Origin of the sequence: Pseudaminobacter soli (ex Zhang et al. 2022) (genome assembly GCF_014595955.1) — a bacterium.
GTDB classification, from domain to species: Bacteria; Pseudomonadota; Alphaproteobacteria; order Rhizobiales; family Rhizobiaceae; genus Kumtagia; species Kumtagia pseudosoli.
Genome location: NZ_JABVCF010000002.1, coordinates 159,530 through 186,526, shown reverse-complemented (window position 1 = coordinate 186,526; position 26,997 = coordinate 159,530). Strand labels below are relative to the sequence as shown.

The window sequence follows — 26,997 nt, the reverse complement described above, 5'->3', positions numbered from 1 at the left end:
CTTCAGAGTTTTGCCGAGCACTTGGCGAGGATGTCGAGATAGCCTTCGACCTTCCAAGCGGAGCGCCCGATGAACAGCCCGTCCACATGCGGGCAGTTGATGAGTTCCTCGCAGTTGTCCGGGTTTACCGAACCACCGTAGAGGCATGGGATGCGCCGTTCGAGAACGTCTTGAGCGACCTCGATGATCTCGGCCTGCCGCGCATCCGCATAGTCCGAGGTGGCGGGGATGCCGTTGACGCCGATCGCCCAGACGGGCTCGTAGGCGAGCAGGATCGGCGCATCCTTCTGCGAACCGGCGAGCCGGCCAAGCGCCCCGCGCACCTGGCGCTCCAGCACCTCCCGGGCACGCCCGGCCTCGCGTTCGGCTAGCGTCTCGCCGATGCAGATCAGCGGGATCAGCCCGTGGCGGACGGCCGCCTCGGTCTTGAGCCCGACGGTCTCATCCGTCTCGCCGAAATGTTCTCGGCGCTCGGAGTGGCCGAGTTCCACGATGTCGAGATTGCAGTCCTTGAGCATCACGGGAGAGATCTCGCCCGTCCAGGCGCCCTCGTCGGCCCAGTGCATGTTCTGGGCGCCAACCTTGACCGAGGTGTCCTGCAGCATCGCCTTGACCTCGCGCACCGCGGTGAACGGCGGGATGACGAAACGCTGGATGCGCGGGTCGCGCGCCGCATCGGCAGCCTTGAGGCCCTCGGCGAAGGCGCGCGCCTCGGCCAGCGTCTTGTTCATCTTCCAGCTGGTGCCGATCCAGACTTGCGGCTGTTCAACCATGCGTCAATCCCTTGCGGCCTCTGTCTTGCGGTCCTTCGATCTTCCGCCGTTGGAGTGGCGTACGAACGCTGCCTCGGGCGCGTCCATGCCGATAAGAGCCCTTGCCGTTGGCTCGTCCGTGATCAGCCCCTTCAGCCGCCCGCTTTTCAGGACAGCCCGGATCGCCTCCACCTTGCCCGGGCCGCCTGCGATGGCAACGATCCGGCTTTCCTCGGGTCCGTCGAGGTCGACCGCCAGCGTGCGCGCCGTCAGTGTCGTTTCCAGCACACGGCCGCTCGCATCGAAGAAATGGCCGAGCATTTCCCCTACCCCGCCGACGGCCATGATCTCGGCGATCTCCTGCGGTTCGATCATGCCGCTGGCCACCAGTTGGGCGCCGGAATCGGCTGTGCCGATCCCAACGATCTTCAGCCCTGCATTGTTCGACATCTCGAACACCTCGCTCACGCCCCGCTGCGAAAGCAGCACCTCGCGGTCTTCCGCGGAGTTCGCGAAGAACGGAACGGGCATTACGAAGGCCTGCGCACCGGTCTTCTGGGCCAGCCGATGCATGACGTCATGCGGGTTGACCATATAGTTCCGCGTCAGCCCGCCCAGCAGCGACACGAAGCGAACCCCGACCGCCTCGAACCGCGCCATCTCGTGAACGGCAGCGGCGAGCGTCCGGCCATGGCCGAGGCCGATCACGGCGTGCTCGCCGCGCTCGATCTCGCGCCGGAGGAAGCCGGCGCCGGCGAGGCCCAGGGCCCGCAACGGCAGCCCCTCCTCGCCGAGATCGGGTGCGACCTCACAGAAATCAAGGCCGAAGCGATGGCAGAGCTGGTCTTCCAGAAGCACGCATTCGACGATCTCGCCATCGATCGACACCTTGACCGCGCCGTCAGCCACGGCCTTGGCGATCAGCCTATGGGCTTTCACGGAGGGCAGGCCGAGGCGTTTTGCCACGACCGCCTGCGTCATCCCGCCGGCATAGTGCAGCCAAGCGGCGCGGAGCGCGAGGGACTGCTCGGTGTCGATTTCGGTGCTTCGTCGTGCCATATGCCTGCCCTGTGATGATCTAGCCGGCATACCCTCAGATGTTCAGGCTTTCCACGCCCGTGTCGATGTAAGGCGCCCAGAAAGCCACGCTTTCTGCAATCTGCGGGATCACCTGCCGGTCGTTCGGCTCGCGCTCCTTGAAGCTGAGCTCGAGGCAGATCTCGTTGTCCACCGCCCCGCCTTCGGCGAAGGCCTTGAGCAGCGGCTCGGGCTGTATGCGGCCCTTGGCGTTGAATTCGGCCGTGAAGGGACGATGGCCGCCCTTGTCCATCAGGCTCTGCTTGATGTGGACGATCGGTGAGACCTTCGGCACCGCCCGCGCCCAGGCATAGGGATCATAGTCGTCCGGGTTGGAGCTGGTGACGTCGCCATGGTCGATGTCGGCCATCATCCACATCGGCACGGCCATGTCGGCTGCAGTGAGACGGTCCTGCAGCTTCATGCATTCGGCGATCGTCTCGCCGAATTCGCGGCCGATGCTCATCGGCTCCCAGAAGACGTATTCTAGCCCCGCCGCCTTGGCGTGCTCAGCGACCTCGGCCCAGCAGTCGATGGCGATCTGGATCAGCTCCTCGCGGCGCGCCGGATCGTCGAAATCCTTGTAGGTGAAGATGGCGAACTGCGTGCCGACCGACAAGCCGCCGAGATCGGCGGTGATGTCGGCGAAAGTCTTGAACCAGTCGACGTAGTAGCGCCGCACGTCCCGATCGGGATGGCCGAAATGGTTGAGGCGCCCGTACGGGCCGGTCATTCCGCTCGTCACCCGGACCCCGGTCCGCGCCAGCGCAGCCTGCATCTGCCGGGTCAGCCTGCGGATCACGGGGGCCGACCAGCTCGGATTGATGAACTCATGCGTGAGTTGGAGGTCGCGGAGGCGCAGGTCGCGCGCGACGGTGTCGATGAGATCGTCCGGATCGGCGAAGCGGTTCACCAGCGGGTTGGTGTTGAGTGAGAGGGTCAGTGGCACATCGAAATCCGAAATCTATGGTGGTCCAAATTCCACGGGCGGGAGTATGCCCTCCCGCCTCTGCTCTCACGCGGCGTGCGCGAAGCGCTGGGCTTCGAACCACGCCGCGAATGCGGCCTGCTCGGCCTCGCTCAGGTACAGGTAATGCTTCGTGCGGCGCTTGAGGATGTCATCAGGCGTCTGCGCCCACTCCTTGTCGACGAGGTAGCGTGCCTCGGCTTCATAGAAGAGCCCACCGAAATGGCGGCCGAGCCCGTCAAGGCTGGCCGCGCCTTTCACGACATCCTTGGTGCGTGCGCCGTAGAGCCGGCCGTAGTGCTGCACGAGCTTGCGCGGCATCCAAGGATACGTCGTGCGCATGGCGTTGAAGAAGTTCTCGTAGTCGGCGTTCGGGATCTCGCCGCCCGGCAAAGGCGCCTTTTCCGTCCAGTCGCCGCCCATCTTCGGGAAAACCTTGTCGAGCCGGCGCATGCCGCGCTCCGCCAATTCGCGGAAGGTGGTGATCTTGCCGCCGAAGACATTGAGGAGCGGCACGCCGCCCGTCTCGTCGAGGTCGAAGACATAGTCGCGCGTCACGGCCGAGGGATTGCCCTTGCCGTCGTCGAACAGCGGACGCACGCCGGAGAAGGAATACAGCACGTCCTCGCGCCGCAGCTTCTCCTTGAAGTAGCGGTTCACGGCCGCGATCAGATATTCGATCTCGCCCTCATCCGCCTGCACGTCCTCGGCGCGGCCCTCATAAGCGATGTCGGTCGTGCCGATCAGCGCCTTGTCGCCCTCATAGGGATTGATGAAGATGACGCGCTTGTCATGGTTCTGCACGAGATAGGCGTTCGCGCCCTGCCAGAACTTCGGCACGATGATATGGCTGCCCTTCACCAGCCGGACGTTGCGCGTCGAGTTGGAGCCGGCGACGCGTCCGATCACATCGGACACCCACGGTCCCGCCGCATTCACGATGCAGCGCGCGCGAAAAGTGCGGGTCTCGCCCGTCACCGAATGCTTCGTCGTTATGGTCCAGGCGCCGTTCTCGCGGCGCGCCGAGGTCGCGGCCGTGCGGGTCAGCACCTCGGCTCCCTTCTCGGCGGCTTCGACGGCGTTCAGCACAACGAGGCGCGCATCGTCGACCCAGCAATCGGAATATTCGAAGCCTTTTGTGTACTGGTCGAGCAGTGGCGCCCCCTCTGGGTCGCGCTTGAGATCGAGCGTGCGCGTGCCCGGCAGCTTCTTGCGGCCGCCGAGATGGTCGTAGAGGAACAGCCCGAGACGCACGAGCCAGGCTGGGCGGTCCTGCGGGCTGTGCGGCAGTACGAAGCGCATCGGCCAGATGATGTGAGGTGCGGCGTTCATCAGCACCTCGCGCTCGATCAGCGCCTCGCGCACGAGGCGGAACTCGTAATATTCGAGGTAGCGCAGACCGCCATGCACCAGCTTGCCCGAGCGCGAGGAGGTACCCTGCGCGAGGTCGTCCTTCTCGCAGAGCACGACCGAAAGACCACGGCCGGCCGCGTCACGTGCAATGCCCGCGCCGTTGATGCCGCCGCCGATCACGAAGAGGTCTATAATCCCGGACTCGATGCTCATTCCTTGGCTCCTTGGGAGGATGCCTCGCCAGAGGCGACGGCTCTGCCGCGGCGCGTGGAGGCCAGTGCGTCCCAGGCGGGTAAAAGACCCTGTCGTGCAGCACTGAAGGCAGGAAAAATCTGGTCGTAGACGGGCACCAGGGCTGGGTCCGGCGCCTCGGACGGACTGAGGAGCGGGGTGACCCATTCAGCGATGCAGGCGTGCATGTCGGGATAGGCGCCGATGGCGACGGCGGCCATCATGGCGGCTCCCGCCGCGCCGGCCTCCTCGCGCGACGACACCCTTACCGATGCATGCGTTGCCGCAGACAGGATGCCGCGCAGGCCCTTGGAGCGGGCGGCGCCGCCGGACAGACGGATTTCGGGAGGCAGATCGCCCATGGCCGCATAGCAGTCGCGCATGGCCATGCCGAGCCCTTCGACCACGGCGCGCACGACGTCGGCATAGCGATGATTGACCGATAGGCCGACGAATCCCGCGCGCGCGTTGGCGTTGACGAAGGGCCCACGTTCGCCAGCCTCGGAGATGTAGGGATGATAGACCAGTTGGCCGGGGGCGCTGGCCGCAAGCCAGCCCTCAAGGCGGCCGACCAGGTCGCGGTGCTGCACCTCCTCACCCATGTCACGCAGTATGTCCGCGGCGAGGCCAAGCACCCAGTCGATGTTGAGCGTGGTGGCCATGTTGGTCTGGACCTGCGTGACCACGCCCGGGATGGGAAGGGCGATCACGTAGCCCGTGCCTTCCGCGTTGAGGTACACTTCGTCGACATGTTTGGCGCGCATGTGGACGCCGGTCGAGCCGACGATTGAGCAGGCCGCATCACCGCTCCCGCCGACAACACCGGCGCCAAGCGCGGTCATCACCATGTCCACATAGCCGAGCGAGACAGGCGTTCCGGCGCGCAGTCCCGTCGCTGCTGCGGCCTCGTCGGCCAGCGGGTGCGTGACCAGCGTTCCGTCAATGATCTCCGGGAGCAGGCCCTTGCGCCTTCGCAACCCGAGCGCCTCTATCACGGTGTCGTCGTACCGGCGGTTGCGGAAATTGCCGAAGGTGAAGCTCGCCTCGGACGGATCCGTCGCCCGCACGCCGGTGAGATTGAGATAAAGCCAGTCCTTGCAGTGCAGCGCCACCTCGGCGCGATCCAGAAACTCCGGCAGATGGCGCTCCATATGCGCCATCTGGCTGCCCTGTTGGCACGTGTTGAGCCCCGTGCCGGTGGCCTCGAAGCGGGCTCGGCCGAGCGGACCTCCGGCAAGCGCCTCGACCGTGCTCGCGGCTCGCGCGTCGAGCCACAACCAGGCGTCCGTGACCGGCTCGTTGGCCTTTCCAACCAGCCAGGTTCCATCGCCCTGGGCCGTCACGGCGATGGCCGCAGTGCGCGTGGCCAGGCCGTCCACCTTCTCGGCCAGGCCTCTCAGCGCGCTGACGCAATCTGCCCAGGTCTGCGGAAGAGACTGCGTAACGGCACCGTCAGGGCCGGCGAGATAGCGGTTGGGCACGGCTGCCGAAGCAATCTGATGGCCCGCGAGATCGAAGGCAACTGCCTTGATGACGGAAGTGCCTGCGTCGATGCCGATCAGAATGTCATTGCCGGCCATGCAAATTCCTGCCGATCATCGGCCTCCTCCGATATCCAAACCGAGGCTCCGCGATGGTGCTGCCGAGCACCTGGGCCGGTGCACCCGCGGGAGCGAACGCTCGGCCTTGCCGCTTATAACATAAACTTCCCGGCACTACTGATTTTTTTTGCAGACACAGCAATTTTTTTCAGTTAGGCTCCGAGCCGCATTGGTGGGAACGCCCGCTGGTGCGAAACCCACAGAGAGACAGAGGCCCTGCCGAGCGTGCAGGCCGGAAATGTCTCCATTCAAGGGCGGAGCGAAGAAGGTGAATCCAGTTCGGCGGTTCCAGGGCTGACCATGCGGATGCGTCGAATTGCGCTTGGCCTGCTCTCGCACTCACTTGGTATGGCTGGCGCGGCCACCCACGCGCTGCGGCTGCTGCAAGCAGATGGCATTCGCGATACCCTTCCATCCTTCCGGAAAGTTGAGGCTGCGCAATGAGCACCACCACAGTCCCGAGGGCACCCGCGACGCCGCGTCGGGGATTGATGATCGGCATTGTCGTCGGCATCGCCGTGCTGGCGGGCATAGCTCTTGACACGACCGTCGTGAAGATCGGCTCTGAGGGCGATGTGCGCCAGCAGGCCTTCTCACCTGACAAGTTCGGCGAGGAGAAGTTCCCGGCCATCCAGGCGTCCATCACCGAGCGCGCGCAAGATGCAGCGACGCTTGGGCCCGCCTTGCTGGCCGATAAGAAGGCGACGGCAGAGAAGTTCGGGACCGCTTCCTCCACAGGCGCCATCATGCCTGTCCGGCTGACCGGCGTGTTGGGCGAGGCCAAGTCCGGCGTCTACGACGTCAAGGTCGAGGGCGTCCCCTCCGAAATCGGCATCCGCGTGCAGACCGGGCCAGCCATTAACGGCACGGACTTGCGTGACGCTGCGGGCAATATCGAGTTCGGGCAGTTCAAGAACCAGATCGAGTACCAGAACGCCGGATCGGGCATCAATCGCGCGATGAAGAAGGACGTACTCGATCCGATCGACACGGCGAACCTGTCCGGCAAGACGGTCGAGATCGTCGGCGTCTTCCGCCTGATCAATCCGAAGAACTGGCTGATCACCCCGTCGAAGGTGACCGTCAAATGAGCGCCGCACCGGGATTGAGCGATGTGCCGTTGGCGAAGCCTGATGTGCGCGAGGTCGTTCTGGCGGCCCGCCACGTCGCCAAGAACTACGGCAGCATCCAGGCGCTGAAGGGCGTCAACTTCGACATCCACCGCGGCCAGGTCACCACGCTGTTCGGCGAAAACGGCGCTGGCAAGTCGACGCTGATGAAGGTCCTGTCGGGCATCGTGCAGCCGAGCTCCGGCGAGATCATCCTGGACGGAAAGCCCGTCATCTTCTCGTCCTCGACGGATGCGCGCGACCGCGGCATCTCCATTATCCATCAGGAACTCAGCCTGGCGCCGAACCTGTCGGTCCGCGACAACATCTTCATGGGCCGCGAGATCATGGGCCCGACCGGCGTGAACTATGCCGAGGAAGAGCGGCAGGTCCGCGGGCTGATGGAGGAACTGGAGGAGGATATCGATCCCCTCACCCCGGTCGAGGAACTGCGCCTTGGCCAGCAGCAGATCGTGGAGATCGCCCGCGCCCTGTCGATCGACAGCCGTATCCTGATCATGGACGAACCCACGTCCGCCCTGTCCGCCACCGAGGTGGAGGTATTGTTCAAGGTCATCCGGGACCTGACGTCGAAGGGCGTGTCGATCGTCTACATCTCGCACCACCTGGAAGAGGCCCTGCAGATCACCGACCATGCCGTCGTACTGCGCGACGGAGCGATGACCGCCTACGCACCTCGCGCCGAGATCGACCTGGAATGGATCGTGCGCAACATGGTGGGCGAGAACTACGATCTGGGAACACCGCCGGGCGGATACGAGTTCGGTGACGTCGCCTTGTCGGTGAGAGAGCTTACGGTGCCTAGCGAATCCGGCGCCGGCTTCAATGTGGTCGACCGCCTTTCGCTCGACGTGAGGGCCGGCGAGATTGTCTGCATCTATGGCCTGATGGGCGCGGGGCGAACGGAACTCCTGGAGACGATCGCCGGCCGAGTGCGAGCCTCCTCGGGTCAGATCGTTCTGGCCGGGCAGGAGATATCCCATCTCAGCATTGGCGAACGCATTTCGCGCGGCCTGGCGCTTGTGCCGGAGGACCGCCAGCGTGACGGGCTGGTCCAGACGATGAGCGTCGGAGAGAACCTCTCGCTCGCCTCCATCATGGAATTCACGCGCGGGATCTTCACCTCCAAGAAGCTCGAGCGCGCGCTGATCGCCAATTCGATACGCGACGTCACCGTGAAGACCGACGGGCCGGAAGCCGCGATCGGATCGCTGTCGGGCGGTAACCAGCAGAAGGTCGTCATCGGCAAGATGCTCGCCACCGATCCGAAGGTGATCCTGCTCGACGAGCCCAGCCGCGGTATCGACATCGGGGCGAAGGCGGAGGTGTTCCGCATCCTTTCGGATCGCGCCAAGCGGGGTCAGGCGGTCATCTTCACGACGTCCGAGGTCGGCGAATGCCTGTCCATCGCCCATCGCATCATCATCATGAGCCGCGGCCGGATTTCGGCGGAATTCAGCGCGGACGTCACCAAAGAAAAGATCATGGCCGCTTCCGGCGAAGCAGTCGCCGCCTGATCGAGCCGGTCCCTAGGGAGACGTGACAATAATGACGGACACCAGCGCGAATGGCGTCTCTAGCCCGGTGAAGGGGAACAAAAACAGGCTCAGCCTCGGCAAGCTGCTGCTCGAGGGCCGGGCGTTCTTCGCCCTCATCCTGATCATCGCGGTGTTCTCGTATCTCTCGCCCAACTATTTCACGGCGAGCAACTTCCTGATCATGGCATCGCACGTGGCGATCTATGGCATCCTGGCTATCGGCATGCTGTTCGTCGTCCTGAACGGCGGCATCGACCTCTCGGTAGGCTCCATCCTCGCATTGTGCGGCGTCGTGGCCGGATTCTTCATGCAAGGTGTGGAACTGCATGTCTTCGGCGTCATACTCTATCCGCCCGTCTGGGCAGTGGTGGTTTTGACCTGCGCGCTGGGCGCCTTGATCGGAGCCGTAAACGGCGTCCTGGTTGCATATTTCCGCGTGCCTGCCTTCGTGGCCACGCTGGGCGTGATGTATGTCGCCCGCGGCTTCGCGCTGCTCATGACCAACGGCCTCACCTACAACAACCTCGCCGGCCGGCCGGAACTGGGCAATACAGGTTTTGACTGGCTGGGCTTCAACCGACTGTTCGGCATACCGATCAGCGTTCTGGTCCTGGCCGCTATCGCCATCGTAGCTGGTATCGTGCTCAGCCGCTCCTCGTTCGGGCGGTGGCTCTATGCCTCGGGCGGAAACGAGCGCGCTGCCGATCTTTCCGGCGTGCCGGTCAAGCGCGTGAAGGTAACGGTCTACACGCTGTCCGGGATGCTGTCTGCGGTGGCCGGCCTGGTGCTTGCCTCACAGTTGACGTCGGCTGGCCCGACGGCGGGCACGACGTACGAACTCACCGCGATCGCCGCGGTCGTCATCGGCGGCGCTGCCCTGACCGGAGGACGCGGCAACGTAAGGGGCACGATGCTCGGAGCCTTCGTCATCGGCTTCCTGTCGGACGGCCTCGTCATCATCGGCGTGTCCTCATACTGGCAGACGGTCTTTACCGGCGCCGTCATCGTGCTCGCTGTGCTTCTGAACTCGATCCAATACCGGGGCCGCCGCGGAGCAACGAAATAGCGCCGCCCCCAAAACCAGCTTCTCCGTGACGGAACCGGACCTGCCCATCGTCATCGGAAAAGAAAGCCGAACATCATCGGCGATCGTGTCAATCCATTAGGGGAGTAAGTGAGACATGTTTAGCACAACGAGAAGGATGTTCTTGATGGCCGCCGCGGCCTTGCCGCTGATGGCGGGCAACGCCTGGGCGCAGGGGCTGATCAGCATCATCGTGACCGATCCGGCCAACCCGTACTGGTTCACGGAAGGCGAAGTCGCCAAGAAGACCGCCGAAGAGCTCGGCTACCAGGCCTCGGTCAGCGCCCACAAGGGCGACACCAACACCGAGAGCACGCTGATCGATACGGCGATCACCAACAAGTCGGTCGCCATCATCCTCGACCCGGCCAATGCCGACGGCTCCATCGGCGCGGTCAAGAAGGCCGTCGACGCCGGCATCCCGGTCTTCCTGGTCAATGCCGAGATCAACCAGGATGGTCTTGCAAAGGCGCAACTCGTTTCCAACAACGCCCAAGGCGCCGCGCTCGGTGCGCAGCAGTGGGTCGAGATGGTGGGCGACAAGGGCAATTTCGTCGAGCTGTTCGGCAATCCGGCCGACAACAACGCCGCAACGCGTTCGAACGGCTACGAGACCGTGCTGACGCAGTATCCCGACCTGAAGAAGGTCGCCCAGGAGGTCGCCAACTGGGACCGCACGCAGGGATACCAGAAGATGCAGTCGATGCTGCAGGCCCATCCGGACATCAGCGGCGTGATCTCCGGCAATGACGAAATGGCGCTCGGCGCCATCGCCGCGCTGAAGGAAGCCGGCAAGCTCGAGCAGGTGAAGGTCGGCGGCTTCGACGGCTCGCCCGACGCCGTGGCTGCCATCAAGACCGGCGAACTCCAATACACGGTGCTGCAGCCGGTTGCGACCTTCTCGGCTGAGGCCGTCCGCCAGGCCGACAACTTCATCAAGACCGGCAAGACCGGAGCCGACTCCGAAAAGCAGCTCTTCGACTGCGTCCTCATCACCAAGGACAATGTCGACAAGTACACTGCACCCTTCACTCTCTCCGAGTGAGACCACTTCGAGGGGCGCTGGACACCGGCGCCCCTCTCCTGCTTCAGAGCCGAAGGCCTTCCAAACAGGCACTGTGATCGCCCCGTCGCAGAACGGGTGCCGAGGCCAGCCGGCAGCAGATCAAGGGATTCCCGTCCGCACGATGCCCTGCCTTCTTGGAATCGATAATGGCCTGACCGTCACCAAGGCCGTCGTCTTCGACGAAACCGGCACGCCGCTGGCGGTCGCACGCCGGCGCGTTCCCCAGATCATCCCGCGGGCAAGGCATATCGAGCGCGACATGAACGGCCTCTGGCGGGCGACGGCCGAGGCGATCAGCGAGGCGATCGCTCTGTCGGGTCGAAGCGCATCCGACATCGCCGCCGTCGCGGCGACTGCGCATGGCGACGGGCTTTATCTTGTTGACTTCGAACGAAAGCCGCTCGGGCACGGCATGCTGTCGCTCGACAGCCGCGCCGGAGATATGGCGGCGGCCTGGGAGAAGGACGGCACTTCTGCCGCCGCTCTCTCGCGTACGGGCCAGGTCCCGCACGCCTCCGCCCCCTCTGCGCTTCTCGCCTGGATCCGCGATCACGAGCCCGAGCGCTTCGCGAGGATCGGACATGTGCTCGCCTGCAAGGACTGGCTGCGCTTCTGCCTGACCGGCACCATCGGCACGGATCTGACCGAAGCAAGTACCTCCTTCACGGACGTGAAAAACCAGAATTACAGCGCCGACATCCTGCCGCTGTTCGGGCTGAACGCTCTTCACGCCGCCCTGCCCCCGATCGCAAGGCCTGACGAAATTGTGGGCAAGGTCACGGCCGAAGCCGCTGCGCTTACAGGCCTTGTGGCGGGAACGCCTGTCGTCGCCGGCCTGCATGACGTTACTGCCTCCGCCCTCGGATCCGGCGGCTACGGCGAGGGCGTCGTCGCGATCGTCGCCGGCACCTATTCGATCAATGAGACGGTCTCGGCCTCGCCGAAGGTCGATGCCCGCTGGTTCTGCCGCAACGGCCTGCGCACCGGCGAATGGAACAACATGTCGATCTCGCCGGCCTCCGCCGCGAATTACGACTGGTTCCTCGACAAGCTTTGCGGCATCGAGCGGCGCTCAGCCGATGCCGAAGGGCGTTCGATCCACGCCGTGGTCGCGCCCGAAATCGAGGCTGCCCTGGCACGGCCCTCCACGCTGCTCTTTCACCCCTACCTTTTCGGCTCCCCGCACGGGCCGCTGGCCAGCGCCGGCTTCCTCGGCCTACGCGGCTGGCACGACCGGGGCGACATGCTGCGTGCGGTCATCGAGGGGATCGCCTTCAACCACCGCGTCCATGTCGATGCGCTGCGAGAGGGTTTTGACCCGCATGAGGCCCGGCTGACCGGCGGCATCTCGCGCAACCCGGTCTTCGCTCAGATCTTCGCCGACGCGCTCGGCCTGCCGGTCACCGTGACCGAGACCGAGGAAGCGGCCGCCTGGGGAGTGGCACTCTGCGCCGGAACCGGCGTCGGCCTGTTCGCTTCGCCGCGCCACGACCCGCGCGATCTTGCTGGGCTCGGTCGCACCTATGAGCCTCACGCCGACCGAAGCGCAAAGCTCGAAGAGCGCTATCGGCTCCACTGCGACATCGCCCAAAGCCTCGCACCCCTGTGGCCTCGCATCGAAGCGCTCGCCACGGAGAATGACCTCAGGACTGCTCCTGCCGAATGACTGCATCCCCCCAAGACATCGACGTCCTGATCATCGGTGCTGGCATCAACGGCGCCGGCCTGTTTCGCGACCTTTGCGAACAGGGGCTGAGGGTCGTGATCGTCGACAAGGCCGATTTCGGCTCGGGCACCAGCGCGGCACCCTCGCGGCTCATCCACGGCGGCATCAAATATCTGGAGACCGGCGAATTCCGCCTCGTCGCGCAATCGACGCTGGAGCGGAACCTGCTACTGCGCAACGCGCCGCATTGCGTCACGCCCTTGCCAACGGTCATCCCGATCTTCTCCTGGCTCAAGGGAATTCCCGCCGCGCTCCGCACGCTCGCTGGCAGCACCACGGCTCCCCGAAGCCGCGGTGCGGTCCTGATGAAAATCGGGCTTGCTCTCTACGACTTCTACGGCGCGCGCCAACGCGTCATGCCGCGTCATGCGCTGTGGTCGAAGAAGCGCGCGCTCGGCGAGATAGCACCGCTCACGCCGCGCATCGTCGCCGCCGGCACCTATTTCGATGCAAAAGTCAGCCACCCCGAACGGCTCGTACTGGAACTCCTGCAGGACGGCATCAAGGCGAGCCCCGGATCCCAGGCGATCAACTATGCCGAGTTGCTCGGGGCCGACGGCACGACCGTTCGCTACCGCAAGCCGGACGGAGTCGAGCTAGCCCTCAAGCCGCGGATCGTCGTCAACGCCGCCGGGCCTTGGATCGACCGGGTCAACGAGGCGCTCGGCGCGCCGTCAAAGCTTATCGGCGGCACCAAGGGCTCGCATATCCTGCTCGACCACCCGGACCTGATCCGCGCCCTGAACGGCCGGATGATCTATTTCGAGGCCGACGATGGCCGGATCTGCCTGGTCTTCGACTATCTCGGGCGCGCGCTGGTCGGCTCGACCGACATCCGCGACAGCGACCCGGATACGGTCCGCTGCGAAGACGACGAGATCGACTATTTCCTGCAGAGCCTGCGCAGCCTGCTGCCCGGCCTCTCCTTCGACCGCAGCCAGATCGTCTACGCCTATTCCGGCATTCGCCCCCTGCCTGCCTCCGACGCCGCGAATCCGGGCCTGATCAGCCGCGACCATTCCGCGCCGGTAGCCGAAGCGGAGGGAGCGAGAAGCTGGCCGATCATCTCGCTGGTCGGCGGCAAGTGGACGACTTTTCGCGGCTTTGCCGAGGAAGTGGCAGAGATTGTGCTCAAGCGACTGGACAAGCCGCGCCGGACGAGCACCGCAAAGCTTGCAATCGGCGGCGGGCACGGCTTCCCAGAAGATTCTGCGACACGCGCGCGCTGGATCGAGGAGACGGCGCGCAAGACCGGCGCTGCCCCCGAGCGCGCGGAGGCGCTGCTCGACCGCTACGGGACGACCGCTCGGTCCATCCTCGCACACGAGGCGAAGCAATTGGTAGTTCCGTTAGCGGACGCGCCGGATTTCACTCTTGCCGAGCTCGACTGGATCGCCCGCAACGAAGCCGTCGTCCATCTCGAGGACATCGTGATGCGCCGCACGGCACTTGCGATCACCGGCCGGCTGAGCCACCGGGATCTGGGGCGGATCGCCGATGTTGTGGCTTCTGCGCTGGGCTGGGACGCTGCAAGGCGGGAAGTGGAACTGAAAGCTACTCAGGCGACGCTGACGGAGCGCCATCGGCTCCGTCAGCAATAGTCGGCTCGGCTTACGCGCTCTTGCGCAGCCCCTCGGCGGCGAGCCGCGCGTCCAACTCTAGGACCTGCCGCACAGCCTCTGCAGCCTCCGCGCCCTTCTTGACGAAGTGCTCGCTGAAGAAGGCGGTTAACTCCTCGACCGGCTGAAAATTGTGCGGCGTCAGCGAGACCGAGAAGACCGGCACGCCGGTCTCGAGTTGCACGTTCATGAGGCCGGTGACGACGGCGCCCGCGACAAAATCGTGCCGGTAGATACCGCCGTTCACCACGAAGGCGGCAGCGACGACCGCATCGTAGCGGCCGCTCTCGGCGAGTTTCTTGGCCAGAAGCGGCATCTCGAACGCGCCGGGCATATCAAACGCGTCGATCGTCGCGCCGGGCAGGATTTTTGAGGCTTCGGCAGAAAAACCTTCGTAGGCACGGTCGACGATCTCGGCGTGCCACCGGGCCTTGATGAAAGCTATGCGGGAATTTTGGGGAATAGACATTCGGAACCTTCCGTTCGCGTTGCGCAAGGTCCCAGGACATGACCGGCAGCCGTTCCGGCCCGAGCGGGCCGTCGCGTCCACGCGTTCTCTTCCATCCGGACTATACCGTCGGCTCCGGAGTTCCACCGGATCTGCTGACCTTCCGTCGCCGGAAGCGCTCGCGGGCTGTCACCGCCGGTGGGGAATTGCACCCCGCCCTGAGAGCGCTCACGGCTTACCGTGCAGTTCTCCGATCATCAATCCAGAAATTCTGCCTTGCGGCCCTTTGGCCGCCTCTGACCGGCTGAGCGATAGAGGCCCATGGGCCAACCTGGGCCGCCGAAGCCAGTCCGTCGCCCAATTGCTGCCCACCCGAAACCAAACTCTCAACATATTGGCCGGCGATCCCGGTTGCGCATTCTGGGCCGGGACAGACGATTCGATCGTCCAGGACTGCAAACGATGATCTTTGAGAGGGTGTAAGCGTAACAATGGCGACTCCAACCAGTCTGGAAACCTACTTCCTGCAACTCATCAACGAGACACGGGCCAAGGCGGGGGCGAAGCCGCTTACCTTCGACGGCGAGCTTCTGGATTCCTCCGACGCCCATAGTGCGTGGATGGACCGGACCGACACCTTCTCCCACACGGGGGTAAACGGGTCGAGCGCGGGTGCCCGCATGACCTCGGTCGGATATGGCTGGCAGGCCTGGGGCGAGAACATCGCCTATGCGAGCGGTCCGCTTAACCAGGCCACCGTACAGCAACTGCATTCCATGCTGGTGAACTCGCCTGGCCACTATGCCAACATCGTCAACGGCAAGTTCGAGGAGGTCGGGATCGGCCTGAAGGCGGGCACGATCAACGGTCACAACGTCGTCTTTGTGACCGAGAACTTCGGCACCCCTAATGCCGCCGAGCGGGCTGAGCCGAACGACGTCGGCAGCACACCGACGACGCCGATCAGCCCGACCCCTGTCGCAGGCAAGACCATCCTCGGCGACAGCTACAACAACACCCTGAGAGGCGGAGCGGGCGACGACAAGTTGAACGGCAATGGCGGCAAGGACGTACTCATTGGCGGGGCCGGAAAAGACATTTTCGTGTTCGACACCGCGCGTGAGGCCAGAGGCGACACGATCCGCGACTTCGTCCACGGCGAGGACCGGATCAACCTCAAGGGCATCGACGCTAACACCCGCGCGACCGGCGACCAGGCGTTCAAGTTCATCGGAAAGCAAGGATTCCACGATGTGGCGGGCGAATTGAGGGCCTATCAGTCGAACGGCGACACCTATCTCGCCGGCGACACCAACGGCGACGCCGATGCCGATTTCACGATCAGGATCGTGGGTGCCCACACCTTCACTGCCAGCGACTTCATCGCTTGATCTCAAGAGGGCTCGGTCTTCGCCGGGCCCTATCGCTCGCATCCACCCGTGCCTGTGAGCGGGGTTTCCGTCTCCTTGAGCTCTGATGGATCAGGCAACAAGCAATCGCTCAGGCCGGCAAAGTCCATAACTGCAGCACCTGCTCTGACCTGCCCATGAAAGATTGCTCGTCAAGATCAAATTCCATCTTGGCAAGTAAGTCATCCAGGAACAACATGTGTTCATGGCGCGTTCATTTTCATTCCGCCAGTATGCCGGGACGCTTGGGCGTGCGGCGGGGATCAACGCGTCTGGAGACGGAGCATGTTCACGGCAGTTTCGACTTACGCACGCTCAGGCGTGTTTGCCCTCGGCGTGCTGCTGGGCGTTCCCGGAGGCGCCATTTCGGCGCCGCTCGGCTCGCTCGACAAAACACAGCCCCCGCAGCTTGGGCCGGCCCTCCCCCTTCATCTAGTTGCCCAGGGCGAATTTCGCGGCGGCAATAATCCGGTCTGGCTTCGCCGCGGCGGCAGAACGGGCGGGAGTTGGAACGGGAATGGCCGGTGGAATCGTGGGGGCAATTGGCGGCACAGCGGCCGCTGGAACGGCAAGCATGGGCACGGCGGCCATGGGCATGGCGGATATTGGAACGATTGGGACAATGTCGGCATAGGCATTGGCCTAGGCTTCGGCCTGCCGTTCTGGGGCGGCTACTATCCCGGCTACTACTCGGGCTACTACGATCCCTACTACGCACCAGGTTACTACGCGCCGCGCCGCTACTATGGCGCCCCTGCCGGGGGCGATGCACATGTGCGCTGGTGCTATGCGCGCTATCGCAGCTACCGAGCCTGGGACAATACTTTTCAGCCCTATGTCGGCCCGCGCCGGCAATGCTATTCGCCCTATAGCTGATGCGACAACCAGCAAGGCGGGAGGCGCAGTCCCTGACTGCGCCTCCCACTACTCGCGTCCTCAGCCTTGGTGACGCATAGCCGGCGCTGCGATGTGGACTGCCTGCGCTGGGATCGAGTACCTCTCAATCAGACCGCCTGCCAAAAAGAAACGGCCGGGAACATGCCCGGCCGTTTCTCGAAAATACCTGGCTGATGCCTCAGCCCTGCGGCTGCGGCTCCATCCCGCCTTCGGGCTCCTCGCCGCCCTTCTTGCGGCGGCCGTTGCCCGCGGGACCTGCCTTCGGCACGGCCGAGCCGCGCGAGGGCGGGGTGTCGTCGCCGAGATCGCGCGACGGCCTCTGGCCGGCGATCAGTTGCTTGATCTCGTCGCCCGACAGCGTCTCGTATTCGAGCAGTCCCTCGGCCAGGGCGATCCATTCCTTCTTCTTTTTGGTCAGGATCTGGCGCGCGGTCGTGTAGGCGTCCTCGATCAGGCGGCGCACCTCGGCGTCGATGAGTTGCGCCGTCTCCTCCGAGACGTTCTGCTGGCGCGCCACCGAATGGCCGAGGAACACCTCTTCCTGGTTCTCGCCATAGGCGACCTGCCCGAGCTTGTCGGAAAAGCCCCAGCGCGTGACCATGGCGCGGGCGAGCTTGGTCGCCTGCTCGATGTCCGAAGCGGCACCCGAGGTGATGTTCTCCTTGCCGAACTTCATCTCCTCGGCGACGCGTCCACCCATCATGATCGCGAGCCGCGAGATCATGTACTTGTAGCTCATCGAGTAGCGGTCGCCTTCGGGGAGTTGCATGACCATGCCCAGCGCGCGGCCGCGCGGGATGATAGTCGCCTTGTGCAGCGGGTCGGCCGCCGGCACGTTGAGCGCCAAGATCGCGTGACCGGCCTCGTGATAGGCGGTCAGCTCCTTTTCGGCCTGGGTCATGGCGGTCGAGCGGCGCTCGGCGCCCATCATGATCTTGTCCTTGGCGTCCTCGAACTCCTGCATGGTGACGAGGCGCTTGTTGCGGCGCGCCGCCATTAGGGCGGACTCGTTGACGAGGTTCATCAGGTCCGCTCCGGAGAAGCCCGGCGTACCGCGCGCCACCGTCTTTAGGTCGACGTTCGGCGCCAGCGGTACGTTGCGCACATGCACCTTGAGGATCTTCTCGCGGCCGATGATGTCGGGGTTCGGCACCACGACCTGCCGGTCGAAGCGGCCAGGCCTGAGCAACGCAGGATCGAGCACGTCGGGCCGGTTGGTGGCGGCGATCAGGATGATCGACTCGTTGGACTCGAAGCCGTCCATCTCGACCAGCAGCTGGTTCAGCGTCTGCTCGCGCTCGTCATTGCCGCCGCCCAAGCCCGCACCGCGATGGCGGCCGACCGCGTCGATCTCGTCGATGAAGATGATGCAGGGCGCATTCTTCTTGGCCTGGTCGAACATGTCGCGCACGCGGGAGGCGCCCACGCCGACGAACATCTCGACGAAGTCCGAACCGGAGATCGTGAAGAAGGGAACGTTCGCCTCGCCGGCCACCGAGCGCGCCAGCAGCGTCTTGCCGGTGCCGGGAGGGCCGACCAGCAGCACGCCGCGCGGGATCTTGCCGCCCAGCCTCTGGAACTTCTGCGGGTCACGCAGGAACTCGACGATCTCCTCGAGGTCCTGCTTGGCCTCGTCGACGCCGGCGACGTCCTGGAAGGTGACGCGGCCGTGCGCCTCGGTCAGAAGCTTGGCCTTCGACTTGCCAAAACCCATCGCCCGGCCCGAACCGGACTGCATCTGACGCATGAAGAAGATCCACACGCCGAGGATCAGGATCATTGGCAGCCAAGAGATCAGGTATCCGAAGATCGAATTCGAGCCGTCGGTCTCAGGACGCGCATTGATGGTGACGCCCTTCTCCTCCAGCCGCGAGACCAGCGTGGAGTCGCCCGGCGAATAGGTCTGGAACCCGGCTGCATTGTCGGCATAGGTGCCGCTGATGCGCTCGCCGACGATCGTGACCGTCTTGATGCGCCCGGCGGAAAGATCGTTGAGGAATTCCGAATAGGCGATCTCGGACGTCGGACCACGAGTCTGGGGCGTCTGGAACAGATTGAACAGGGCAATGAGAAGTACGGCGATGATCGCCCACAGCGCTAAATTGCGATAGTTCGGATTCATCAAGTGTCCAGTCCGCGCCCTTTCATGGGCGCGCGCAAAGAGTGAGACGTTCTGCCCGCTAACATAGGTAGCGCACGGGATAATGCCAAGCAAAACCCCTTCGACAGGTTAAGCTTGCGTCACATTATGACCTGCACATGGCAGGTCAGGGATGCCGGGTGCACCGGTCAGTTCCGCGACGGCGCGTGCAACCTCCAGGTCGAAGCTCGGAAGGAAGCGTGACCAGGGGGAGAGCACCGGCGTCGCCGTCCAGCCACGCTCGGCAGGCGAAGCACCAGGAACGAAAACCGGCATGCAGGCGCGCGCGGAACGAAGAAGGCTGGAAGGCAGGCCGTTGCCCGCTTTGGCCGCATCGGCGCTCGCCCCGGCTGGCGCGATGAGGGATGGTACTGCGCCATCCCCGGCACGGATTAGGAAACGCCCGTCCCACACCATGCCGTCGATCGCCGGCCCCGGAGCCGGGAGACCCCTGTGCTCGCGGCTGATCCAAACCCCGTCGCGCCGCGAGGCGATGAGAGACCGCGACAAAGTTGCGCGCACCGGCCCAACTGCCGCCCGCATCAGCAACGCGCGAGTGCGCTCCTCGTCAGGCAGGCGCGGCGCACCGCCTGAGACAGCGATCAAGATGCGCAGGATATAAAGGGCGGCTTCGCTGTCGGTCTCCAGCAAGGCCGGCGCCAGATGGAGAAGTCCGCTTTCGGGCTGGCGGGCATGGCTGCGGATGAGTGACGCCGCCCTGCGGCCGAGATCGCTGCGAAGCGCCGCGTTCGATCGTGCCGTCTCGAGCAGTTTTTCGAATTCGGCCTTCGGTCGGCTCTTGAGTTCCATTCTCGTGCGCGCCCGCTCCCATCGCACATCGACATTCGACTGATCCTCGATCCAGCCGACATTGCGCTGGCGAAGGTAGCTGCGCAGTTCCTCGCGGCGGGCGCCCAGAAGCGGCCGCAGGATCCAGACCGAACTGTCGAGAAGTGTCGCGGGAGCCATGCCGGACAGGCCAAATCCTTGCCCGCGCTGCATGCGCATGAACACCGTCTCGGCCTGGTCCTCGGCCGTATGAGCCGTGAGGATCGCATCTGCTGCGGCTTCACGGGCCGCCTGCGCCAGGAAATCGTAGCGAGCCTCTCGCGCCGCTGCGGCCAAGCCGCTGGCGGGTTTCGGCTCGGTCCATCGCAGAGTCCGGTGGGCGATGCCCAGCCGCTCGGCGAGGTCTGCCACCGCTGCGGCTTCGGCCGCGGAGTCCGGCCTCAAGCCGTGATCGACGGTGGCGGCCAGCAGGCGTGTGCCGCGCGCGAAGCGGTCACGATAGTCTTTCAGGAGAAGGAGCAGCGCCGTGGAATCGCTTCCGCCGGAAATGGCAATGACCAGACTTGAGCAGTGCTCGAGCCCGCAGGCCGAAAATGATCTGAAAACGTCCCCTTCGGGGTTCAGCAAGAGGCTTTGGCCTGTTCCTGCTTCACGCGCTCCTTCAGGCTGGAGGAGGCGTTGGGATAACGCTTGCCCACTTCGCTGAACGTCGCGCAAGCAACCTCGCGCTGGTTCAGGCCGGTCAGTGCCACGCCGAGCTTGAGCAGCATGTCAGGCGCCTTCTTGGACTTGGAATATTGCTTGCTGGCGGCGAGGAAAGTCTCGGCGGCGGCGCTGTATTTCTTCTGTCCGAGCAGCGCCTCGCCCAGCCAGAAATTCGCGTCGGCCGCGCGATCGCTCTTCGGGAAGCGGGCTATATGATCGCGGAAGCCTGTCTCCGCCGTCGAATAGTCGCCGGAGAGGATGAACTGATAGGAATTGCGGTAGAGCTCTTCCGGGTCGTCGGTGGGCGGCAGCGCGGCGACGACAGAACCGCCGTTGCCCTTGGGCATCGAACGCGAAGTCTCCGTGGTGCCGGCGGTTGGCACCTCCCGCACGGGCGGGGCCTCCGACACGGAGGCGGGAGCCTCCCCGACGGATTTCACATTGCCGTTCTTATCGACAGTGATCGTCCCAAAAGTCTTTGGCGGCGTCCCGAGAGTACCATCGGTCGCGGGCGGCGCTCCGAGAGTACCATCGGTCGCGCTCGTCTGGTCTCCCGCAAGCAGGTCCTCGACGCTTGCAGCCGCCGGCGCGCTGGTTTGCGCCGGCTCCTTGCTTGCTGTCTCGATATTGCTCTTCGCTTCGGCAGTCGTCTTCGGCGCCCCGCCGCTGCGGGCATCGGAACGCTTCTCGAGTTCCTGGAAGCGGAACTCGTTGTCCTCCTGGATCTTGCGGAGTTGCTCCTGCAACTGGAGGATCTGGAAGTTGAGTTCCTCGACCGTTCCGTTCAGCGTACGGACCTGCTCTTCCAGCCCGACGACCCGAGGGTCGGAGGCCTGGGCGAGTTGGACATCCTTCTTTGGCTGGCCGGAGTTGAAGACGCCCGGCAGCTTCAGGAAGGAAACCTCGACCGCCGCAGACGGCTGCGTCGCGCGGGGCTCAGTCTCCCGCTCGAGTGCAAAAACCGCTCCCGCTGAAAGGAGCACTGCGGCAAGCGTGCCGCTCAGAATGGATCTGTAATACATGGGCGCCCCGCGCAATTGAATAGATCGTGCGCCCGCGCGAGCAGCATACAACGCTTCGCGCAAGGCGCTTTCGCTGTCTATCAGGCCGGGAGACTTCGGCCAAATTTTGTTTCGCGTTTGCAGGCCTGGTCGAATGGCCGAGCGGGCTTGGTCCGTGAGTGGACTTCCGGGCCGTAGCGACCGATCGAAACCAAGCAGGGTCAAACGTAGAACGGCGGCCCGGTAGGCCGCCGTTCTCACCAGAGGAAATCGTCAGGCAGTGGGTCAGCTGCCGGCCGCTCCTCCGAGCGTTGTCACCGCGCGCCTGTTCTGAGACCAGCAGGAGATGTCGTCGCAAACGGCGACCGGCCGTTCCTTGCCGTAGGAGATCGTCTTCAGCCGGTTGGCTGCGACACCCTGGGAGATGAGGTAGTCGCGGGTAGCCGCTGCGCGCCGTGCGCCGAGAGCCAGGTTGTACTCGCGGGTTCCGCGTTCGTCGGCATGGCCTTCGACCACGATCGCGTACTGGCGGTACTTGTTGAGCCACTGGGCCTGGCGCGACAGCGTGGACTGGGCGTCGGCGCGGATCGAAGACGAATCAGTGTCGAAGAAGATGCGGTCGCCGACATTGACCGTGAAGTCCTGTGCCGAACCGGGCGTTGCCGCGCCTGCGCCGAGGCCGAGATCGGCGGCGCTGTTGGGCGTCTTCTTGTTGGCGCAGCCGGCCACTGCAAGGCCGGCGACCAACGCGATGACGACAGGATTCGTGGTGAGTTTTGCTATGCGGCCCATTCCCGCCTCTCTCCTAAAAATCGGGTGAAAGCATTGAGCGTTCAGTAACCACATTGAGGTTAACAGTTCGCTCACGACGTATGGTTAACAGACCCCTTTAGGATGTCGCCGTCCACGACATGCCGAATGGTGACCGAAGTGCCGACGTGGGACGGCAAAAATGCGACGGAAACGCGGCGAGGTGGTGAAACTTCGCTGCGTTCCGTTGAAAGGCAGAAAAATTGTGGGTGAGCTCTATTCCAGGAGCGGAGACCAGGCCGGGTCCGACCCGAAGTTTGCGGTCGGGATCTGCTGCTCGTTACGGCCGGTGAGGTCGATCGAATAGAGGCGCGGCCCGCCGGAGCCCGCCCCTTCCTTGAAGTACATGAGGTAGCGACCGTTCGGCGCCCAGGTCGGGCCTTCCTGCTGGAAGCCACTGGAAAGGATGCGCTCCCCGGAGCCGTCGGTGCGCATTACACCGATCTGGAACTCGCCGCCCGACTGCTTGGTGAAGGCGATCAGGTCGCCGCGCGGCGACCACACCGGGGTGGAATAGCTTCCGCCGCCGAAGGAGACGCGGCTCTGGCCCGAGCCGTCGGCGTTCATCACGTAGATCTGCGGCTGTCCGCCCCGGTCCGAGGTGAAGACGATCTTGGTGCCATCCGGCGAATAGGACGGAGATGTATCGATCGCGTTGGAGTTGGTCAGCCGCGTCGTCGCGCGGCTGCGCAGGTCCATTGCGTAGATGTTGGAATTGCCGTCATCGCGCAGCAGGCTCATGATGACCTTCTGGCCGTCTGGCGAGAAGCGCGGGGCAAACGTCATGCCGGGGAAGTTGCCCACCAACTCCCGCTGACCGGTCTCGATCTGCAGGAGATAGACCCGCGGCTGGCCGCTCTCATAGGACATGTAGGTGATTTCCTGCCGCGTCGGCGAGAAGCGCGGCGTCATCGCGATGGCGCGCCCGTCCGACAGGTAGCGCACATTCGCGCCGTCCTGATCCATGATGGCGAGCCGCTTCTTGCGGGCGTTCTTCGAGCCCGATTCGTCGATGAAGACGACGCGGGTGTCGAAGTAGCCCTTCTCGCCGGTCAGGCGCTCATAGATCGCGTCGGCGATGATGTGGGCGACGCGGCGCATGTTGGCCTTGGACGAGAAGAACTGCTCACCGATCAGCTGCTGGCCGGCGAATGTGTCCCACAGGCGGAATTCGGCGCGCAGCCGCCCGTCCGCCTCCTGGCTGACGCGCCCGGTCACCAGCGCCTGGGCGTTGATCACCTTCCAATCCTCGAAGCGCGGGGCCGCGTCCGGATTGGAGACCTTCTCGATGAAGGCGCTCTTGTCGATCGGCGCAAACAGGCCGGATCTCTGCAGGTCCGCAGCCACGATCGAAGAGATCTCCGCCCCGATGCCGTCGCCCGCCAGGAAGTCGGTGATCGCGATCGGCAGCGGCTCGACCACGCCCTTGTTGACGTCGATCTCGACGAGCGCCCTTGCGGGCAGGGTTGCCACTGCCGCCAATCCCGCCGCGAGCGGCAGGGTGATGAGAATGGACCTCAGGAGCTGTTTCATACCGTAACCTCGTACATCTGATCCGCGGACGTCAGAACATCTCGCTCGGATCGAAATTGACGATGACGTCCGCCCAGGCGTCATACTTTTCTGCAGGCAGCGTGTAGGGCGAGCAGCGCGCCACGGCTCGCCGCGCCGCTTCTGCCGCCGCTCTCTCGACCCCGCTCGAGCCGCCGCCGGAGATGATCTCGGGACTGCCATCGAGCGCGCCGGAAGGATCGAGCTTGAACTTCACGGAGACGCGAAGGTTCGCGCCGTCCATCGCGCCGGCGGGAATGTTCCAGCAGCGCTGCACCTGCCCGCGCAGCGCGTCCATCTCGCTCTGTGACAGCTTCGAGCCGCCGGTCGTCTTCTCGCCGCCAAGCGATGCCTGCTGGGTGGAGCGCTTTGCGCCGCCGCCCTTCGCCTTCTCCTTGTTGAGAAGAGCAGCGACCTGATCCTCGATCGAGCCCGTCTCTTCCGACTGCGGACGCGACGACGCCTCCTTCACGGGCTTCTCGGATGCCTTGCGTTCGGGCGCCTTCGCAGTCTGCGCCTGCGCAGGCTTCGGCCGCGCCTCGGGCGCGGGAGCGGCATTCGGTAGGCTCACGCTCTCCTCGGCCGGCTTCGGCTGCTCTTCAGCTATCGCCTCTGCGATGGCGTCCGGCTTTATCGGCTCCGCCGCCGCAACCTCCTGCTCGGGCTCGGCCGGCTTCGGCTCGGGCTGCTTCACCGGCTCGGGTTTCGGCTCCGCCTCCTTGACCGGTTCGGGCTTCACCTCTTCCTTGGGCGTCGGGACGGGCGCGAGTTCGGTCGCGGGCACGGGCTTCGGCTCCTCGACCTTGGGCGAATCCTCAACCTTCGGCTTCTCGACCGGCGTTGGCGCCGGGGCCTGCGCCTCGGCGGTCTTCACCGGCTTTGGCTTCCCGTCCGGGGTCGGCGGGTTGTCCGTATCGATATCGTTGTCGCCGGCATTTTGCGCGTCGGCCACGACATCGGGGCGCTTGGTCGGGGTGGGTGCTGCCTTCTCGGCGAGAGGAGCCTTCTTGTCGCCCTGCTGAATCTGCGTCAACTCCTCGATCGGCACGATGTCGACCGGCAGGGACTCGACATCCATGACTTCGAGCGGCTTGGGCGCCGACAGCGACAGCAGGCCGAAGCCTAGCAGCGCCACGTGCGCGATCACCGATGTTGTGAGACCAGCCTTCATTTCCAATGATCAGGTGCCCTGCTCGGGCAGGCTTACCAGGCCGATGTTCTTGAACCCGGCAGCGCTGATCTGAGCCATCACCTTCATCACGGTGCCGTAGTCGGCAGTCTTGTCGCCGCGGATGAAGATGCGTTCCTCATAGCCAGTCTTGGCGATGGCCTGCAGCTTCGGCACGACCTCCTCGATCGGGATCACGGTCTCCTGCAGGTGAATCTCACCCGCCTCGTTGACCGAAATGGTGATCGGCTGCGTTTCCGTGTTGAGCGCCTTGGCCTGCGTTTCGGGCAGGTCGATCGGCACGCCCACCGTGAGCAGCGGGGCGGCGACCATGAAGATGATCAAAAGGACCAGCATTACGTCGACGAAGGGCGTGACGTTGATCTCGGACATGAGACCGCTGCTGCGGCCGCGCCGCCTGCCGCCCCTTCCGCCGCGGCCCGACCGCGCTGTGCCAACCGACATTGCCATCGATTACCCCTCAGGCCGCCCGCTGATGCGTCACTTTTTCATCGATCTGGCGCGACAGGATGGCCGAGAACTCGTCGGCGAACCCTTCCATGCGTACGCCGAGCTTGCCCGCGTCAGACGACAGCTTGTTGTAGGCGATGACGGCGGGGATGGCGGCCAGCAGGCCGATGGCGGTCGCCAGCAGCGCCTCCGCGATACCCGGAGCGACGACGGCCAGGTTGGTAGACTTGGATCCCGCGATGGCCTGGAAGGAGGTCATGATGCCGATCACCGTGCCGAACAGGCCGATGAACGGGCCGGCGGAGCCGATGGTGGCGAGAAAGCCGAGCCGGCCCTCCAGCCGCTCCATCTCGCGGGTCAGCGCAAGGTCCATGGCCTTGTCGATGCGGTTCTGCAGGCCGATCGGCGACTTCGCCCCCTTCTCGAAGGATTTCTTCCACTCGCGCATCGCCGCGACGAAGACCGCACCCATCCCTGTCGGCTTGCGCTCCGAAAGCGTGCGATAGAGCTCGTCCAGCGACTGCCCCGACCAGAAGACCTGCTCGAAACGGTTGAGCGACCGCCTCATGCGCGCGAACGCGAGCGATTTGTCGACTATGATCGCCCAGGTCCAGATCGACGCCCCGAGCAATCCGATCATCACCAGCTTCACGACCCAGCCGGCCTGCCAGAACAGTCCCCAAATCGACAGCTGCACGCCCGGCTCGGCGAGAGGTAGGTTTTCCATGGTCAGAACGTCCCTAGAGGTCTCGGAGCATCGGCATTCGCCTGCCCCTGGCAGCATTCCGTCGTTGGCCGCGCAGCGTTTCAAACACCTGCCCTGAACGTGCCGATGCGGGCCTTTTCAGGACAAAGTTTGGTAAAACAAAGGCGTGGCGATCCCTACAGTTTTCGTAGAATCCTACATGGACCGTTAGGGTTAACGACAGGTTACGAACCAAGCCGCAGCGAGGTTCGCAAGCACTGCTAGGAGTTCGGCAGGAACGCCGGCATCCAGTCCTTCGGGAACCGCCGCGGGCGGCCGTTCTCTCCTATGATTGCCGCTTCCACGCGCGCCCGGACCAGCAGTTCGCCATTCCGCGTGAGTGTCTGGGCCATTGTGATGCGGGCGCCCGAGATCTCTTCCACCCTTGTGTCGACGATCAGCACGTCGTCGATGCGCGCCGGCGAGACGAAATCGATCTCCATGCGCCGCACGACCCACGCGATCCGCTCGCCATGTTTGCCGTCGGCCAGTTCGGTGTGATGCACACCCGCCAGGCGCAGGAAGTCGGAGCGGCCCCGCTCCAGGAACTCCAGATAGCGGGCGTGATAGACCACCCCCGAAAAATCGGTGTCGGCATAGTAGACCCGAGCCGCCAGCCGGTGCCCCGTGTCGCTGAGCAGGCCGGTAAGCCCCGCCATGAGCTCGGACTGTTCACCATGATCGCTCATCGCGCTTTCCTTTTGCCGTTCGGGCTGACA

Annotated in this window: 23 protein-coding genes and 1 riboswitch; of the genes, 8 read left to right on the top strand and 15 right to left on the bottom strand. The window is 64.6% G+C overall.

Annotation, left to right across the window (positions count from 1 at the left end; all coding sequences use genetic code 11):
- Positions 1–2 precede the first annotated feature (2 nt).
- The 5 genes from HUI96_RS04055 to HUI96_RS04035 all read right to left on the bottom strand — a co-directional run bounded on the left by HUI96_RS04055 (position 3) and on the right by HUI96_RS04035 (position 5,960).
- Positions 3–773 (bottom strand): triose-phosphate isomerase, encoded by a 771-nt coding sequence (locus HUI96_RS04055; protein ID WP_188253370.1) that lies wholly within the window; start codon positions 771–773, stop codon positions 3–5.
- A 3-nt stretch (positions 774–776) separates the two neighbouring features.
- Positions 777–1,811: a sugar-binding transcriptional regulator gene (locus tag HUI96_RS04050; RefSeq protein WP_188253369.1), complete on the bottom strand. Its 1,035-nt coding sequence runs from the start codon at positions 1,809–1,811 to the stop codon at positions 777–779.
- 34 nt (positions 1,812–1,845) lie between these two features.
- Positions 1,846–2,778: a TIM barrel protein gene (locus tag HUI96_RS04045; protein WP_188253368.1), complete on the bottom strand. Its 933-nt coding sequence runs from the start codon at positions 2,776–2,778 to the stop codon at positions 1,846–1,848.
- A 66-nt stretch (positions 2,779–2,844) separates the two neighbouring features.
- Entirely contained in the window at positions 2,845–4,362 is a 1,518-nt protein-coding gene (locus tag HUI96_RS04040) for a glycerol-3-phosphate dehydrogenase (RefSeq protein WP_188253367.1), read from the bottom strand.
- Positions 4,359–5,960, bottom strand: a complete 1,602-nt coding sequence (locus tag HUI96_RS04035) for an FGGY-family carbohydrate kinase (RefSeq protein ID WP_188253366.1) — start codon at positions 5,958–5,960, stop codon at positions 4,359–4,361. The genes HUI96_RS04040 and HUI96_RS04035 overlap by 4 nt, the downstream gene beginning before the upstream one ends.
- Positions 5,961–6,421: 461 nt before the next feature.
- On the opposite strand from HUI96_RS04035, the gene HUI96_RS04030 reads away from it, so the two are divergent.
- From HUI96_RS04030 to HUI96_RS04005, 6 genes are all read left to right on the top strand, one after another.
- Positions 6,422–7,072, top strand: coding sequence for a DUF2291 family protein (locus tag HUI96_RS04030; RefSeq protein WP_188253365.1), 651 nt, complete (start codon positions 6,422–6,424; stop codon positions 7,070–7,072).
- Positions 7,069–8,628, top strand: a complete 1,560-nt coding sequence (locus tag HUI96_RS04025; RefSeq protein ID WP_188253364.1) for a sugar ABC transporter ATP-binding protein — start codon at positions 7,069–7,071, stop codon at positions 8,626–8,628. Before HUI96_RS04030 ends, HUI96_RS04025 begins: the two co-directional genes overlap by 4 nt.
- Positions 8,629–8,659: 31 nt before the next feature.
- Positions 8,660–9,715, top strand: coding sequence for an ABC transporter permease (locus HUI96_RS04020; RefSeq protein WP_188253363.1), 1,056 nt, complete (start codon positions 8,660–8,662; stop codon positions 9,713–9,715).
- Positions 9,716–9,830: 115 nt separating this feature from the next.
- Positions 9,831–10,778 (top strand): D-ribose ABC transporter substrate-binding protein, encoded by a 948-nt coding sequence (locus HUI96_RS04015; RefSeq protein WP_188253362.1) that lies wholly within the window; start codon positions 9,831–9,833, stop codon positions 10,776–10,778.
- Between the two features lie 142 nt (positions 10,779–10,920).
- A complete protein-coding gene (locus tag HUI96_RS04010; RefSeq protein WP_188253361.1) occupies positions 10,921–12,465 on the top strand; it encodes an FGGY-family carbohydrate kinase in 1,545 nt (514 codons plus the stop codon).
- The gene (locus HUI96_RS04005) at positions 12,462–14,126 is read left to right on the top strand and encodes a glycerol-3-phosphate dehydrogenase/oxidase (protein ID WP_188253360.1); all 1,665 of its coding nucleotides are present in this window, start codon (positions 12,462–12,464) and stop codon (positions 14,124–14,126) included. The genes HUI96_RS04010 and HUI96_RS04005 overlap by 4 nt, the downstream gene beginning before the upstream one ends.
- Before the next feature lie 10 nt (positions 14,127–14,136).
- On the opposite strand, the gene HUI96_RS04000 is transcribed toward HUI96_RS04005, so the two are convergent.
- Positions 14,137–14,613 (bottom strand): 6,7-dimethyl-8-ribityllumazine synthase, encoded by a 477-nt coding sequence (locus tag HUI96_RS04000; RefSeq protein WP_188253359.1) that lies wholly within the window; start codon positions 14,611–14,613, stop codon positions 14,137–14,139.
- A 79-nt stretch (positions 14,614–14,692) separates the two neighbouring features.
- Positions 14,693–14,822: riboswitch (FMN riboswitch) on the bottom strand.
- Positions 14,823–15,083: 261 nt separating this feature from the next.
- Here HUI96_RS04000 and HUI96_RS03995 point away from each other — a divergent pair.
- Together HUI96_RS03995 and HUI96_RS03990 are read left to right on the top strand one after the other, a co-directional pair.
- Complete coding sequence (locus HUI96_RS03995) at positions 15,084–15,983, top strand: CAP domain-containing protein (RefSeq protein ID WP_188253358.1); 900 nt, start codon at positions 15,084–15,086, stop codon at positions 15,981–15,983.
- Between the two features lie 303 nt (positions 15,984–16,286).
- Positions 16,287–16,877, top strand: coding sequence for a BA14K family protein (locus HUI96_RS03990; RefSeq protein ID WP_188253357.1), 591 nt, complete (start codon positions 16,287–16,289; stop codon positions 16,875–16,877).
- 199 nt (positions 16,878–17,076) lie between these two features.
- Here HUI96_RS03990 and ftsH read toward each other — a convergent pair whose 3' ends face one another.
- The 9 genes from ftsH to ybgC form a co-directional block, all read right to left on the bottom strand.
- A complete protein-coding gene (ftsH, locus tag HUI96_RS03985; protein ID WP_188253356.1) occupies positions 17,077–19,020 on the bottom strand; it encodes an ATP-dependent zinc metalloprotease FtsH in 1,944 nt (647 codons plus the stop codon).
- Between the two features lie 108 nt (positions 19,021–19,128).
- Entirely contained in the window at positions 19,129–20,454 is a 1,326-nt protein-coding gene (gene tilS / locus HUI96_RS03980) for a tRNA lysidine(34) synthetase TilS (protein ID WP_188253355.1), read from the bottom strand.
- On the bottom strand, positions 20,448–21,554 hold the full coding sequence (ybgF, locus tag HUI96_RS03975; RefSeq protein WP_188253354.1) for a tol-pal system protein YbgF: 1,107 nt from the start codon (positions 21,552–21,554) through the stop codon (positions 20,448–20,450). The genes tilS and ybgF overlap by 7 nt, the downstream gene beginning before the upstream one ends.
- A 264-nt stretch (positions 21,555–21,818) precedes the next feature.
- Positions 21,819–22,325, bottom strand: a complete 507-nt coding sequence (gene pal / locus HUI96_RS03970; protein ID WP_188253353.1) for a peptidoglycan-associated lipoprotein Pal — start codon at positions 22,323–22,325, stop codon at positions 21,819–21,821.
- Between the two features lie 234 nt (positions 22,326–22,559).
- Positions 22,560–23,876, bottom strand: coding sequence for a Tol-Pal system beta propeller repeat protein TolB (tolB, locus tag HUI96_RS03965; protein WP_188253352.1), 1,317 nt, complete (start codon positions 23,874–23,876; stop codon positions 22,560–22,562).
- Between the two features lie 31 nt (positions 23,877–23,907).
- The gene (locus HUI96_RS03960; protein WP_188253351.1) at positions 23,908–25,065 is read right to left on the bottom strand and encodes a hypothetical protein; all 1,158 of its coding nucleotides are present in this window, start codon (positions 25,063–25,065) and stop codon (positions 23,908–23,910) included.
- Between the two features lie 9 nt (positions 25,066–25,074).
- Positions 25,075–25,533, bottom strand: coding sequence for a protein TolR (tolR, locus tag HUI96_RS03955; RefSeq protein WP_188253350.1), 459 nt, complete (start codon positions 25,531–25,533; stop codon positions 25,075–25,077).
- 10 nt (positions 25,534–25,543) lie between these two features.
- Complete coding sequence (tolQ, locus tag HUI96_RS03950; protein ID WP_188253349.1) at positions 25,544–26,260, bottom strand: protein TolQ; 717 nt, start codon at positions 26,258–26,260, stop codon at positions 25,544–25,546.
- Between the two features lie 239 nt (positions 26,261–26,499).
- Positions 26,500–26,967 (bottom strand): tol-pal system-associated acyl-CoA thioesterase, encoded by a 468-nt coding sequence (gene ybgC, locus HUI96_RS03945; RefSeq protein ID WP_188253348.1) that lies wholly within the window; start codon positions 26,965–26,967, stop codon positions 26,500–26,502.
- Between the last annotated feature and the right edge of the window lie 30 nt (positions 26,968–26,997).